At 60.3% G+C, this 14,398-nt stretch carries 14 protein-coding genes; 3 read left to right on the top strand and 11 right to left on the bottom strand.

Going from position 1 to position 14,398, the window contains the following annotated elements; all coding sequences use genetic code 11:
* Positions 1-61: 61 nt before the first annotated feature.
* The 11 genes from BUE39_RS28435 to BUE39_RS28485 all read right to left on the bottom strand — a co-directional run bounded on the left by BUE39_RS28435 (position 62) and on the right by BUE39_RS28485 (position 11,208).
* On the bottom strand, positions 62-1,423 hold the full coding sequence (locus BUE39_RS28435; RefSeq protein WP_073432020.1) for a 2-hydroxycarboxylate transporter family protein: 1,362 nt from the start codon (positions 1,421-1,423) through the stop codon (positions 62-64).
* A 275-nt stretch (positions 1,424-1,698) separates the two neighbouring features.
* The gene (locus tag BUE39_RS28440) at positions 1,699-1,980 is read right to left on the bottom strand and encodes a hypothetical protein (RefSeq protein WP_073431999.1); all 282 of its coding nucleotides are present in this window, start codon (positions 1,978-1,980) and stop codon (positions 1,699-1,701) included.
* Between the two features lie 322 nt (positions 1,981-2,302).
* Entirely contained in the window at positions 2,303-4,114 is a 1,812-nt protein-coding gene (locus BUE39_RS35705) for a histidine kinase (RefSeq protein ID WP_073432000.1), read from the bottom strand.
* 215 nt (positions 4,115-4,329) lie between these two features.
* Complete coding sequence (locus BUE39_RS28450) at positions 4,330-5,709, bottom strand: ATP-binding protein (RefSeq protein WP_073432001.1); 1,380 nt, start codon at positions 5,707-5,709, stop codon at positions 4,330-4,332.
* Positions 5,685-6,350 (bottom strand): response regulator transcription factor, encoded by a 666-nt coding sequence (locus BUE39_RS28455; protein ID WP_073432002.1) that lies wholly within the window; start codon positions 6,348-6,350, stop codon positions 5,685-5,687. The genes BUE39_RS28450 and BUE39_RS28455 overlap by 25 nt, the downstream gene beginning before the upstream one ends.
* Positions 6,351-6,375: 25 nt before the next feature.
* A complete protein-coding gene (locus tag BUE39_RS28460) occupies positions 6,376-7,134 on the bottom strand; it encodes a COG4705 family protein (protein ID WP_073432003.1) in 759 nt (252 codons plus the stop codon).
* Between the two features lie 289 nt (positions 7,135-7,423).
* Positions 7,424-8,020 carry an undecaprenyl-diphosphatase gene (locus BUE39_RS28470; RefSeq protein WP_073432005.1) on the bottom strand — a complete coding sequence of 199 codons (597 nt, stop codon included), beginning with the start codon at positions 8,018-8,020 and terminating at the stop codon, positions 7,424-7,426.
* A 56-nt stretch (positions 8,021-8,076) separates the two neighbouring features.
* A complete protein-coding gene (locus tag BUE39_RS35950) occupies positions 8,077-8,205 on the bottom strand; it encodes a hypothetical protein (RefSeq protein WP_268802008.1) in 129 nt (42 codons plus the stop codon).
* A 57-nt stretch (positions 8,206-8,262) separates the two neighbouring features.
* Positions 8,263-8,412 (bottom strand): hypothetical protein, encoded by a 150-nt coding sequence (locus BUE39_RS35710; RefSeq protein WP_227470921.1) that lies wholly within the window; start codon positions 8,410-8,412, stop codon positions 8,263-8,265.
* Between the two features lie 907 nt (positions 8,413-9,319).
* Positions 9,320-10,450 carry a porin gene (locus BUE39_RS28480; protein WP_235004989.1) on the bottom strand — a complete coding sequence of 377 codons (1,131 nt, stop codon included), beginning with the start codon at positions 10,448-10,450 and terminating at the stop codon, positions 9,320-9,322.
* Between the two features lie 83 nt (positions 10,451-10,533).
* On the bottom strand, positions 10,534-11,208 hold the full coding sequence (locus BUE39_RS28485; RefSeq protein ID WP_073432007.1) for a response regulator: 675 nt from the start codon (positions 11,206-11,208) through the stop codon (positions 10,534-10,536).
* Positions 11,209-11,815: 607 nt separating this feature from the next.
* Between BUE39_RS28485 and BUE39_RS28490 the strand changes: the two genes are divergently transcribed.
* The 3 genes from BUE39_RS28490 (at position 11,816) to BUE39_RS28500 (ending at position 14,392) form a co-directional block, all read left to right on the top strand.
* The gene (locus BUE39_RS28490; RefSeq protein WP_235004986.1) at positions 11,816-12,067 is read left to right on the top strand and encodes a hypothetical protein; all 252 of its coding nucleotides are present in this window, start codon (positions 11,816-11,818) and stop codon (positions 12,065-12,067) included.
* Between the two features lie 385 nt (positions 12,068-12,452).
* Complete coding sequence (locus tag BUE39_RS28495) at positions 12,453-13,568, top strand: glycosyltransferase family 4 protein (protein WP_073432008.1); 1,116 nt, start codon at positions 12,453-12,455, stop codon at positions 13,566-13,568.
* Entirely contained in the window at positions 13,565-14,392 is an 828-nt protein-coding gene (locus tag BUE39_RS28500) for a polysaccharide deacetylase family protein (protein WP_073432022.1), read from the top strand. The genes BUE39_RS28495 and BUE39_RS28500 overlap by 4 nt, the downstream gene beginning before the upstream one ends.
* Positions 14,393-14,398: the final 6 nt, after the last annotated feature.

Genomic DNA, 14,398 nt, shown 5'->3' on the forward strand with positions numbered 1-14,398 from the left:
ACGAACCGTCGGATGCGCGTCGAATCGACCCGCATCCGGCGCGACAACCAGAGATTGAGAATCATCCAATGTGTGCAAGCACGATCAACGTCAGCGTGACGATAATTGCGCCGCCGATTCGCGTGGCGATCTGAGCGAATGGCATCAGTTGCATACGATTGGCTGCCGTCAGGATGGCAACGTCGCCCGTGCCGCCCTGACCGCTGTGGCACGCGTTTACGATCGCCGTATCGATCGGGTACATCTTCAACCGGCGACCCACCAGGAATCCGGTGCCCATCAGGGTTGCCACCGTGGCCACGATGGTCACGATGTTGGCGATGGTGAACGCGGCCATCAGTTTGTCCCAAGGTGTCATTGCCACGCCGATCGCGAAGAGCAGCGGATAGGTAACCGCAGTCGAGAAGAACTTGTAGACGACGAAAGCCCCCTCCTGAAGTGGCGGAGACACTGCCCGGGCGAGTTTGACCAGCACCGCGAGAAACAGCATGGCGACCGGCGCGGGCAGCCCGAACAGGTTCCGGCACATCAGCCCGAGCAGGTATAACGTGATCGCGGTAATGCCCGCCGCCGCGATGTGCGTGACGTCCACATGTCCGCGTATTTCCTCCTGCACCGGATCCATTGCGTCTTCCTCGCCAACTTGCAGCCGCCCTTCGCCGGTGAGATGAGGAAACCGCTTTCCGACCCTGTCCAGCAGGCCGGAGAATACGATCGCCGTGAGACTGCCGAGCATTACCGGCGGCAGGACCTGCGCAAACAGGTCGCCCTGCGGCAAGTGAAGGATCTCCGAATAGCCGACAGACAACGGGATCGCGCCTTCCCCGACGCCGCCCGCCATGATCGGTGCCACGATATAAAAGAACGTATGGTGCGCACCGAGTCCGAGCGCCATACCCACGAGCGTGCCGACGATACCGGCCGCGACGGAGCCGAGCGCGAGCGGAATGAAGATCTTGATGAAGCCCTGGATCAGTACGCGCCGGTCCATGCTCAGAATGCTGCCCACGATGATCGACGCAATGAACAGGTACAGAAAATTGGTCGACTTCGTGAAATCCGTCGTGAGCGTAAGGATCGGTTTGGGCAACAGGTGGTAGTAGCTTAGCGCGGACGGAATGAAGGTCGCGAAAATGGCGGCGGCGCCGATGTTGCGCACGATTGGCAGGCGCTTGCCGAGCTCGGCGCAGGTGAAGCCGAAGAAGGCCAATACTGCGATGGCCATCGATATCTCGCCGGGCACCTTGCCGGTGACCGCGAAGCCTGCAATCAGCGCAAGCAGAATCACGTAGACGGGCAGCGGAATGATGCCTATCCGGTATTCCATCAGCTTCCACCAGCCTTCGGGCCAGAAGCGCGGTTTGACTGCCAGTTGTTGCGCCGGCGGCGGTGCGGGCGGTGAGGTGTGTGAAGTGGCTTGCACGAAGTGTCTCCTCGCGGTTGAAGGCTGGCGGCTGCGTTGCAGCGAAGCGTCGGAATGCGCTCCCGCCATTCTGTTCAATGGATCCTGGTGGTGGCTTCGGCGCTCAGGCGAAATCGTCGATGGATGCGAAATCCATCTGAAGATCACAGCGCATCATGCGCCCTGGTGCAAAGTAATCATCGCAGGGCGTTGCGCCTCTGGGGAAAGACATTCCGCCTTCAGTCATCGCTAGATCCCGTGTCAATGAATGATGTAAGCCATCTCGATTTCCTCCTTCATGTCCCCCGGCAAAAGAGGATCGCAGCGCCGATGATCCCCGCGAGGAACACCCAGAAAAGCGTGCTCTCAACCCTTGCGGGACCGAAGAGCCTGATACAAAGAAGCCCGGCACTGCCAACACCGCCGAGAAAGACCAGCAGGTCGCTACATGTAAGAGCTACCGCACCATCAGGCGGGGAAGCGTATTGCCCGAACGCATACGCCCTCAACATCAGGCCTCCAAGACAGACGCAGATGAGGACCGCAAATGGCCACCGCTCGATTTCGGTATCTTTCATCGCTGTCTCCACACGTCGCGTTGATTGCAGGCCTGCGCCAGGGAGTGATTCCGGCACCGTGGGGGCATCGTGGGTAAATGGCATGTCCACTCATTGCTCCCCGCTGCTGCCGTATGGTCGATGAGCTACTGTCAACCTGCGGCGTGACGCCGCTCTCCAAGGAGCGGCGCTTTTCTGGACGATTTGCAATGGATTATAGAAACCGGATGCCTTCTGCCAGCTTTCTGTGCGGCTGCGAAATCGTCGGCGTTAACCCGCAACGCCCGGTTTTCTGTTCCATCCGGACCGTAAGACACACGATATACAGCCGCGCGTGTACCTTTCATTCCTCTTGATCATTGTCTGCCCCCGCCGTCAGCGGAATGCGTAACGAAATGGCTGTGCCCGTGCCGGGTGCACTGTCGATTGTCATCGACCCGCCGATCAGGCGCGCGCGTTCCCGCATGCCGAGCAGGCCGTACGAATTGCCGCTGTACGCCGTCGCCGGATCGAAACCGCGGCCATCGTCGCTGACACAGAGGTCGAGTGCCGTCGCGGTGCTGGTCAGCGTGACGTCGGCACGGCTCGCACCCGCATGACGCAAAACGTTGGTCAGCGAAGCCTGCACAATCCGGAACACCGCGGTTGCGCAGGCCTCAGGCAGCACCGGCTCGCCGCCATTGATGCGCAACTGGCACGGAATGCCGTTGCGCCGGCCGAAGCCCTCGACCAGCCACTCGAGTGCCGAAACGATCCCGAAGTTCAGCGCCGCCGGCCGCAGATGGTTCGCGACATTGCGGACCATCCAGATCGTTTTCTCGACGAGTTCGCGCATGTCGTCCGCCTTCTGTTTCGCGTCGGGGTTATCGCCAAGCCGCATCTTCAGCAGAGCAACGTCCATCTTCAATGCCGTCAGCAACTGGCCCAGTTCGTCGTGAATTTCCAACGCAATGCGCTTGCGTTCTTCTTCCCGGATAGCCTCCATGTGCGCGGACAGTTCGCGTAACTGCTCGCGCGATTCGACCAACTCCTGCTCCGCGCGCGTGCGTTCCTCGATCTCCTGCTGCATGCTTTCGTTGGCCTGTGTCAATGCTGCCGTGCGTTGCCGAACCGTGACCTCCAGCCGGTCGTTGGCGCTGCGCAACGCGCCTTGTGCCTTGAGCTTTTCGGTGATCGCACGCCGACGCTGGATCGCGTAGAGACAGTAGAGTCCCGCGATCAGGAAGCCGCCCGTGACAAACGCGAGCGCGATGAACTGCTGACGCCGCGCTCCGGCGACGTCTAGCAGGACCATGATCGATTCGTCACCCTGAGGCGCTGGTCGCGTCACTACCAGATAGCGCCTGTCATGGTTGGGGTGGGTCCAATCGGGAAAGCGCGCGAACCAGGCCATGGAACTCCAGTCGCCAAGACGGCGATGGGGCAGCGCCTGAACCGTGCGGCCCGCGTACTGTCGCGATGCCCGGATCTGGCGCTGCTGCTCCGCCGTGACGGATCGGAGCGCCATGAATTTCCACCCAGGCACCGTCGAAATGACGATTACGCCATTGCCGTCGACCACCATGGCTGCTTCAGCCGGCGTTCGCCATGCAGATTCGAGCGCATCGAGACTGACCTTGACCGCCGTTACGCCGATTGGCACTGTGCCGTCGTGCACCGCGCTCGCGAAATACAGACCGGGTATGCCCGTATTGGTGCCGATGCCGAAAAACCGGCCCGAGCCGCGTGCCAGCGCGTCCCTGAAATACGGCCGGTACGCTACGTTGGTGCCAATGAAGCTTACCGGCTGATTCCAGTTACTCGCTGCAATGACCGACCCGTGCAGGTCGATGACGTCCACGGCGACGCTGCCGGCTTCGCGATTCACTGCCTCGAGGTAAGTATTGACGGTTTGCAGCAGTTCCGGCGGTGCGGGGGACGCCGCGCTCAACAATGCCCGCACGCTCTCCTGGCGCGCGACGATTGCGGGCATCATCTCGTGCCTGACCAGTTCGCTCTGCAGATCGGCAGCGTACAGGGCGAGCCGGTGGGCACCGACCTCTGTCAGCGCGTCGATCGCGCGCTCCCACACGAATTCGACGGCGACCGCTGCGACGCCAAAGTACAGCGCCGCCGCGGCCGACCAGCCCCATAAAGGGATACCTCTCATCTTCATGTGCACGTTCGACTCCGGGTGCCCTCAAGGACCGGACTGTTACATACATACGCGACTTGCCGCCATCCCGAAGTATGCTGGCTTGCTGCCGGATCGGACCGATCCTCGATGAGAACGCCTGCGTGCGTTCCCCCGGCACCACGCGAGCATCGCCGGAGAACAGGCAACGTTCACCGACGGCCCTCGAGAACTGTGTGCGTATATGCACGGAGAAGTCAACCCGGCTTCGGCGTGGCTCGACCCTCGTTCAACGGCACGATAACGCAGACACACAGCCCTGAACGTAACGTTTCATCGGAAAACCCAAGCCGAATTTCTGCGCCAATCCGATCCGATATTGCCTTGACGATGGAAAGGCCCAGACCAGAACCGACCTGCCCGCTTCCGAGAGAGCGATAAAACGGGTCGAACACCCGCTCCCGTTCGCTGACTTGAATGCCTGGCCCCGAGTCCCGGATTCTCAATGTTGCGCGGCCTTCCGCTGTGGCAACAGACAGGTCTACCCTTCCATCGTGGGGGGTATAACGGATGGCGTTATCGACCAGGTTCCTGACCAGGGCCATCATGTCAAGTTCACTGCACCACACTTCAGCGTCCTGGACTCCCTCGACGCCGATGTCGATGCGCCTGGCCTCGGCGAGAGGCATGAGGTCTTCCAGCACACGGCGGTAGATGCTCTGAATGGACACCAGCGAGTTCGGCGACTCCGAAGCGGATTGCGCCCTTGCCAACGCAAGGAGTTGATCCAGCAAACTCCTGCCACGCTCAATGCCCCGCCGCAATGCGGTCAATCGCTCACGCGCCTGGCTGGACATGTCCGCTTCCGCCAACCGTTCGGCTTGCAGCGACAGGGCCGTCAACGGCGAGCGCAGTTCATGGGCCGCGTCGGCGACAAAACGGCGCTGGCTGTCCATCGAGGTAGAAACGCGTGCCAGTAGCCGATTGATTGCCACCACAAACGGGCGCACTTCGGCGGGCAGGTGGCTGTCTTCAATGGGGTGCAGTTCCTGCTCGGAACGCTGGTCGATTTCCCTGGAAAGCACGGCAATGGGCCGGAACATCTTGCGCACCATGTCGGCAACGATCAGCAACAGAACCGGGACGAGAATCAGGAAGGGCATCACGGTACGCAACGCACCGTCGCGCGCAATTTCGTTGCGGAAGCCAGACTCCTGGGCCACCGCAATGCGCTCGCCAGCCGCAGTTGTGCTGACCAGCACGCGGAAGGTCTCGCCATTGACATCCAGCGTATGCAGGCCATCAGTCAGCGTTGTGGGAAGGGGCAGCAGTCCGCCGTTGTCAACGCTCACCATTGATGAATTGCCATCACCAAGGCGCTGGACGATCACACGGGATTCTTCATTGCTATCTTCGCGACGGACATCGGCGCCCGGCAGAATGGGCGACAGATGCTGCCGTTCCGTCAACTGTGCCACCTGTCGCAGTACGTCGTCTTGCAACCCGTGTGCTTCATCGAAAGCGGACAGGAACGAGAACACGCCTGCCGCGACGGCAACGATCAGAATTACCAACGACAGGGTCAGGGACAGCTTGATCTGAATCGATTCGTTCAGCCGCCTTTTGAAACCATCCATCCCACGCCCCTGATGTTCTTGATGATCTCGCTGCCCAGCTTGCGCCGCAAAGCGTGGATCAGGTACTCGACAGCATTGCTCTCGACCTCCTCGCCCCATCCGTAGATGCGATCCTCCAGCTCGCGGCGAGACAGGATGGCGCCGGGTCGAACCAGCAAGGCTTGCAGCAGCGAGAACTCGCGGTTTGACAGTTGCACGGGCGAACCGTCGGTGACGCTGGCCTCTCTGGTGACGGGATCGAGCGATACCGCGCCGTTGCTGAGAACGGGCGCAGCATTGCCAGCCTTGCGACGCAGCACGGCGCGCATACGCGCTAGCAATTCCGCCATCTCGAACGGCTTGAGCACGTAATCGTCGGCTCCGCCATCCAGACCACGCAGACGGTCATCGAGACCATCGCGCGCCGTAATGATCACCAGGGGAACCGGATTGTCGTTGCCACGAATGCTGGAGAGCACGTCCAGCCCGTCCTTGCCAGGCAGACCAAGGTCGAGCAGCACAAGGTCATAGTGCTGGCAACCCAGCGTCGTCAGCGCGCTCTGTCCGCTTTTTACCCAGTCCGTCGCATAGGACGCATCCTTCAGCGCGCTCTGGATCGCTTCGCCGATCATGGGGTCGTCCTCGACGAGCAACACCCGCATTTCCCCTCCGTTCACTTTTCGTTGTTCAATGCGCAGCTTTGGCTGCCCGTTGCCGGAACAGCAGGATACCGGTCAGCATGAAGGCAAGAAGCGCGGCGGATGCCGAATACCGGTTCAGTGCCAAACCTCCCGCGTTCAGCGGCTTGTCCAGCAAGTCACCGACCACGGCACCCAGTGGGCGGGTCAGGATGAAGGCGGCCCAGAACAGCAGCGTTCGGGACACACGAGTCCAGTAATAGGCTGTCGCAATCATGGCGAGCAGTCCGCCGAACACGATTGCCGCGCCGGCATAGTGCAGGCCGGCTGTGTCGGCGGTCCAGTCGCCCAGCGCGGTTCCCAATGTCTGGGAGAACATGATCGTCACCCAGTAGAAAGCTTCCGCCCTGGGCGAACTGACGGTACTCACCGATACCGAGCCAAGGGTGCGATGCCAGAGGAGCAGTGAGCCGAGCAGCAAGGCGAGCAGCAGGCTCGAACCGCCAAGGTATCCGATTCCCAGCGAGCGATCGGCAAAATCAGCGAGCGTCGTGCCGACCGTAGTGGTCGCGATGATGGTGACCCAGTAAAGGAAGGGATGAAACTCCCTGGCCTTGATCTGCCAGATCACAGCGGCGACGAAGATTGCCGCGAAGATAACGGTACCGAGCAGATAGCCAAGGTTCATGGACATCGAGACGGCATCGCCGCCGGTTTCGCCAAGCGTGGTGGCGGCAACCTTGATGAGCCAGAAGCCCAGCGTGACTTCGGGGACTTTGGTTAGAGCCTGTTCTGTTGAAGTTTTCATGGAGCATATTCGTGGATTACACGTTGTTCTGAAGCCTGTTGAAAGTTTCAACAGCGCGATCATGCGTTACCGGACTGACTCGGTGCATCGGCGCGCGGTCGATGGCCTTGTCGGGAACGTGCAATTCATCGTCAGAGCGAGGGCTCAGTTCCTCCCCGGTCGAATCCCATATGACGTCCAGATTCCGGCTTCGGGTCCTCGGCGGACTTTGAGCAGCCAGTTTTTCCGCAAAGTGAAGAAGGCATTCGACAAGCCTAACCAGGCCGACTTAGCTCAGTCATAGGCTGCTTCATTCGCGAACCCATCCCAGTCTGATCAGCCTGCTGAAAAGTATGCGATGCATGCCGACAGCAAGTCGATATACCGGCGGCAGGTACCAATGAGCGGCATTCAACGTCAGCCATGCACTGAGCGCGGCAACCACGGCGGCCCCTAACATGTCGAACGGAAAATGAACGCCCAGGTATATGCGTGCCCAGGCGATGGAGATTCCCAGCAAAGCCAACGCGCACCACGCTCTTCGTGGACCTTGCTGCATGAGAACACTGAACACAGTGGCCCACCACAGCGTCAGATGGTCGCTTGGGAATGATGAATCAGCAACATGCGGGATGAACGTGTGCCCGAGGCCGATCATGAAAGGCCGGGGGTGCGACCACACCAAACCGACGATCTGATTGATGAGCATTCCAACCAACCCTGATGCGGTAGCAACAAGCATCATTTGCCCGGTCTTCCCGTTGCCGCGCAGCCAGCCGGTGCCGATCGCGACAGGTACCGCCCAGATGAGCCATTCCGCCAGGAAGATCGCCAGCGTCGACGCAAGTATGTTCGGCCGCTCTGGCGCATTGATCAAGAGAAAGAGTGTCTGGTTGACCGCTTCCATGAAGTCTCCATGGCCGGATCACCCGTTACAGGCGAGCCGACAGTACTGTTCGGTTATCAGTATTGCTTGTCGTGACCGTCATCGCGGTCGACCTTGTCCTCAGCGGATGAGATCATCCATCCCTTGTTGGCATCGACCTTGACATCGAAGACTTTGGTTCCACTGGCGATCTCCACGTCATACATCCCGCCCTGCTTCGAGTTTTCGTACTCGGCTCTCGACGCCTTGCCATTGGCGTGCGGCTATGCAATTTTGACCGCCAGAGTGAGTGGCATGTTGGCCTTGGCGATCGCCATCGCGTCGTTTTCCGTGCCGACATTGGCGGCGTAGGCGCCGACGCCAGTAGCGGCAATGGTGATGGCAAGCAGAGAAAGTCTGGTGTAGTGGTACATGGTGCCTCTTCAAAAAGAACGCAGGGATTTGCGCAATGAAAGGCTACCGAAGCATACTTAGCCAGCCCTGAGCCGAATCCATTCTTCCTTTCGGGAAGATGTTTGTCTGCTCTGTGCGGTGGTGCTCCGTCATTTCCCGCAGTCATTTGCTCAAAATGACAGCACTGCACCTTGTATCCAACGCGATCGCCATGGATAAAGCCGATGCGGCGCGGGCCTGACCGCGCCCGGCGCGTCGTTGGCGTCATTCTATTCGATGCGCAATGTCGTCCGGAAAAGGATACGGTGCGTGTGGACCTGGCCATTCCGGTGCCGGCGGTCGGCTCAACGCATCGCATCCACCGAGGCTGAAGAGAAGCAAGCCCGCGAGCAGAATGGCTGAAGGCTCGCGAAATTTCGCTCGAGTGTCCATGTTGCATCTCCCGGTGAACCGCCCCGCCCGGATTAGACCTTCAGTTGCATGACAGGTTACGCTGCAATGGCTTTACCTGTCTCGCGAATGTCCCGTGCCCCGTCACGCGGACGCGATCGACAACCATTCCGCGCTGCGTCCCTTTTTGCCCACCCGTAGACGCGGGTGATCCGGCTATCCGCAACACGGCGACCGCATCGTTGAGCGCGCCCACCTGCTCCTCCAGGGCGCAGTTGAGCAACTTTGCGCTGTTACGCAACCGACGGCAGTCGCCCGCCGCCGCCCGTCTCGCAACATTGGCCGATGCCCCCAGCCATCCTCACGCAGTTGCGCTTCGCTCGATGCGATCAACTCGTGGCGGGACTTTCACCCACAAGAGTGCGCCCATGCTGGGCGCACAAAAAAGCGGCGACGGATTTGTCCGTCGCCGCAACCAGGAGCAGTTTTCGTCAATGAATTCGCCAGCAGGCGCGCCTTCCAGCCTCAGATCCAGGCTCAGAAACGGGTGCGGACACCCGTGGTCAGTTCAAGCTGGTTGGTCGAGCCGAAGGTGCTTCCAACCGTATAGCCACCGTGCAGCCGCATATAGTCGCCGGCGAGATACACTTCGGTACGCTTGGACAGGTGATAGAAGACCGAACCGTACAGCGTCTCCTTGAAGCCGTTGTGCAGTCCCGATGTCGGGTCGAAGGCGCCGAGATTCGCATTCGGAATATCGCCGTCGGCGTTATAGGCGGCGTTCTTCACACGCATCTGCTGATAGCCCAGTTCGTAGTCGAAAGCACCCTTCGGCGACAGTTTGAGCGACGCGGTCCACGCGTTGTCCTGGCGCTGGCCGAGCGCGCCCTGATTGCCGAGGTAACGGAAGTAACCCGCGTTGGCACGCAGGATACCGAAGGTGTAGTTGCCACCCACCGAATACGTCTGGTTGGTGATACCGGCGCGGTTCACGTGGCTATAGAAGCCCGACACGTTGAACGGGCCGCCGTTGTAGCCAAGCGCAGCCTGATACGTCGAGTTGGAGCCGAAGCTGGTCGAGTTGCCGAATGCGTAGCCGGCACTGGCGAAGATGCCATTGCTGAAGAGCTTCTTCCACGCAACACCGTTGTTATAGCGTGTGCCGGTCGGCCCGGCCGCGTAAAAAATCATCTGCTTGAAGTTGTTCGAGTTGGTCCAGCCACCCTCTTCCGTCGTCAGCCTCGCGCTACCGTACGGGTCGCCGTAAATCGCTGCCGCATCGCGGGCGATCGAGTTCTGGAACCCGGCCGTAATCTTGCCGAACGTGTCGTTCTCGATACCGACCCATGCGTCCCGGTCGAAAATCTGGCCCGGATCTTCCATCTGGCCGTTGGCGACGACGAATTCACTCTCGAGTCGGAAGATGATCTTCGTGCCGCCACCAATGTCTTCCGCACCCTTGAGCCCCCAGCGACTGCCGCTGAACCACGGCTCGCCGTCGTTGCCCATGCCGATGACATGATTGCCGTTCGCGTCGGCATGCGTCCGATAAGTCGGAAAGCTCAGGTCCATGAGTCCATAGAGCTGGACGCTCGACTGTGCGTACGCGCCGGTCACTGCAACGGTTCCCGCCGCGGCTGCGATAGCCAGATACCCTTTCTTCAAGATCGTCTCCTCAGGTTACTACGTTGAAATCTTCTTTTGCCGTCTGCTGAAACTGCGCTACGGGTGCGCTTGGCGACCGCCACCATCTACAGTGCGTCCTTGCAGCGCAGGATGTAGCCAAGCCCTCGCAAGGTCACGATCTGTGCGCTCGACCTGTAGAGGTGCCGCCGCAACCGGTGGATATAGATCTCGACGGCATCCGCGCTCGGCTCGTCGTCAAGACTGAACATCGTCTCCATGAGGGTTGCCTTCGGCACCGTCTTGCCCTTTCTCAGCATCAGCGTCTCGAGGACTGTGTGTTCACGACGACGCAAGATCAGCGGTTGGCCGTTATGACGGAATTCGCGTGTGTCGGCGATGTATTGCAGGTCGCCACAAGTCAAATGCTCCGACATTGCGCCTGATTGCCTGCGGATCAATCCCTTGATTCGTGCCACCAGTTCTCGCGCATCGAACGGCTTGACGACATAGTCGTCAGCACCCGCGTCGAAACAGTCGACCTTGTCCTCGGTCGATCCGTTGGCAGTCAGCATCAACACAGGCACGGTGTCGCCACGACGACGCAACCGTGCGAGCACGTTCGTTCCGTCCATGCCAGGTAACCGGATGTCGAGCACCACTACGTCATAGCGTTGCGTCATCAATACCAAGTCCGCGCGCTCACCGTCGAGCACAATGTCGACCGTGAAATTTTCATTGCGCAGCAGGTTCGCGACCCAGTGCGCAAGTTCCGCGTTGTCCTCCACCAGCAGCAGCTTCATCGTTTCCCCCGATCCTTCGAGCGGCGCCACGAAAACCTGAGGCTCGGCAACGAGTGGTTGCCGTCCCACAACGCGTTGGTGCCTTCCAGCGAGCGCATGTCGACGAGCACCTTTACGGCACCGGGCTTGCGCAACGCCGGCACCGTCGGCTGTCGCCATGCCCGCGGCGATGCGCTCGACTATTGAGAAGGAGGCCTAATGGCAGACGTGCAGTAAATGCTACGGCACGAGCAAAAGCCCGAGGTCATCGATCGTCTCCGTAATTGTCCGTCGCGGCGCAATGCCGCCCGGCTGCATCGATGAGGCGATTCTAGGGAAGGAAATCCTTCTGCCGACTTACACCAGAAGCCGTTTTTCATAGGGGATTTCCATGACAGCAAGACCGTCCGAAGTACGCATTGTGGAACGCTGGCGAACACGGGGATTTGTCAGACGGTGGCTCGAAGAAGTGAACGGCCAGAGTTGTAGCCGCTCACAGTCCCTGCTTAAGGTTTCCTTCAGCACCGCCAGCTAGAATCAATTGGGTCAAGCCGGGCGGGACGAGAAGTAAGTTGCGCTGATGCCGACGGTCGAAACAACGATGCAAAGGAGAACGAGAGGAAGTGCCATGACGACTGCGCGCATGATTTACATGCTGGAACTGGCTCGGGGATGCTCCCATATTGCCAGCATGCTGACGGCTGAATCCGAGCAGCGAGCCATCACCGATACCCTTGAAGAATTCCTCCGGCTGTACGGCGTCAAGGAAACCACGCTTTTCCAAGAACTCCTCGCTGACGACCTGCATCGGCGCGAAAAAACGGCTGCTGCTTCAGCCGTGCGCAACTTCAAGGCGATCACGGTCTCAAGGGGGCCCTAGCGCCGCCATGTTCTCGCAAGCAATGGTCATAAAGGCCGTGAATATCGCCGCACCGGGTGCCTAGCGATCGAACCCGAGCCGTTATCGGATTCACTTCACGGTGTGAACGTTGCTCGATGACGCAGACCGTCTTTCGACACGCGTCCTGCCGGCTGCGACGCCTTCAGAAAGCACCGGCAAAACGCGAAATATTTTGTAACAATTTGTCAACGGTTACCACCGCAGGGACGTTAACGCGTGAGACTCCACGCCCGGTCGGCGACGGCTAACGCCGCGGCCGCTCAAGCCAATTCCTTGGCTCAGAACGGATCGCGCCGGATTTAATTTCACGAAATGTCACGTCACGACTCCGTCGATAGAAAGGTTGCCAGGGGACAGTCAGCGCATGAAAGCATTAGGTGTTCTCCATAGCGAGTCATCGCGAGGTTGGGGCGGCCAGGAAGTCCGTACGTTGAAGGAAATGATCGCGCTCCGTGCGCTCGGTCATAACGTGGAACTGGTCTGCCCCGACGACGCGACACTTGGCATCCGCTCGCACGCCGAGGGTTTTACGGTCCATCACGCGCGCATGCGCGGCGGCGCCGACATGCGCTCGATGCTCACGATCCGGTCGGTTCTCGACAAGCGCCGCTTTGACGTGCTGAATACGCACAGCGGCCATGACAGCCTCGTCGCCGGGATGGCGGGCCGTCTTGCGCGAACGCCGCTCATCGTTCGGACGCGCCACCTGGCGCTACCCATCACGTCGCTGGCTACGTATAACTGGATCCCGCATCGGGTCGTCGCGGTAAGTCATTTCGTGCGCAAGTATCTGATTTCGGCCGGTGTGCCGGAAAGTCGCGTGGAAACGATTTACGATGGCATCGTCAAACCGGAGCCACTCGCGCACTCCACGCTGCGCGACGAACTTGGACTCGATTCGAGCGCGGTCATCGCGGGAATCGTGGCCATGCTGCGCGGCAAGAAGGGCCACGAAGATCTGATCGCGGCGGTGCGGCCAATCATGGCCGACCGGCCGCATCTTCACGTGGTGATGGCTGGCAGCGGCGGCGAATTCGACAGGCTCAAGTCGATGATCGACGATTTCGGGTTAACCCATCGCATTCATTTGCTGGGCTTCCGCAACGACATCAACAACGTGCTGCGCGGCTGCGATCTCTTCGTATTGCCAACCCATCAGGAAGCGCTCGGACAGGCATTCATCGAAGCAATGGCGATGGGTCTGCCGGTGATCGGCACGCATGTCGACGGTGTGCCCGAGCTGATCGACTCCGGCGTGAACGGCTTGCTGGTGCCCGCGCAAGACGTCGATGCATTGCGCGGCGCGCTCATGCGCCTGATAGACGACGCGCCATTGCGCGCGCGCTTCGGACTGGCCGCGCGCATCAAGACTGATGGCAATTTCACGGTGGAAAGCATGGCGAGCGAGACCGTGGATTTTTACCGGCGCGGCATCGATCGCGCGCGCAGGGTCTGTGACCCGTGGCGGGCCGCCGCATGACCTTCGCCAAGGCGTTACCCGTGCTGATGTACCACCATATCAGCACGTCGCCGGGTATGATCACGGTATCGCCCGAGCACTTCGCGGAGCAAATGGCGCATCTCGCCAACGCGGGTTACACAACGGTCGGCAGCGAGCGGCTATCGGCTTATCTGGCAGGAGAGCCGATACCGGGGAGGTCCGTCGTTTTAACGTTCGACGACGGCTATCTGGACAACTGGGTGCATGCCCATCCGGTTCTGCAAGCGCACGGTTTCACCGCATTGTGCTTTCTGGTGACGAGCTGGATAGGCGATGGACCCGCGCGCCCACATGCGCGCTCGGATGCCACGTTGCCTCGGCTACTCAATCATCGCGACGGCGAAATTGCGATCGAACTCGGCGAAGCCGATCGCGCGATTCTCCGATGGTCCGAGATCCATGCGATGCGCGAGGCCGGAACCTTCGAGTTTCACAGCCATACGCATCGCCACGTGCGATGGGACCAGGTGTCGGCCACAGCGGACGACAAGTGCGCCGCACTCGCGCGCGATCTCAGCGACGCGCGCACGACCTTGAAAGCACGGCTTGGCGCGGTGTCCGATCATCTGTGCTGGCCCCAGGGCTTTTATGACGATGACTACCGGCGAGTCGCCGTTCAGGCGGGTTTCCGGCATCTCTACACCTGCGAGACGGGCTCGAATTATCCGCAAAGGGACGACAATGCCGTCCGCTCGATTACCCGGCTCGAGGTGCGCGACCGGCCCGCGTCATGGCTCGCCTCGCGGCTCTGGATCCATACGCGGCCCGCGATCAGTCGCGCTTACCTCAAGATCAAGCGGTAGCGGATA

The organism is Paraburkholderia terricola, from assembly GCF_900142195.1.
Lineage (GTDB): Bacteria > Pseudomonadota > Gammaproteobacteria > Burkholderiales > Burkholderiaceae > Paraburkholderia > Paraburkholderia terricola.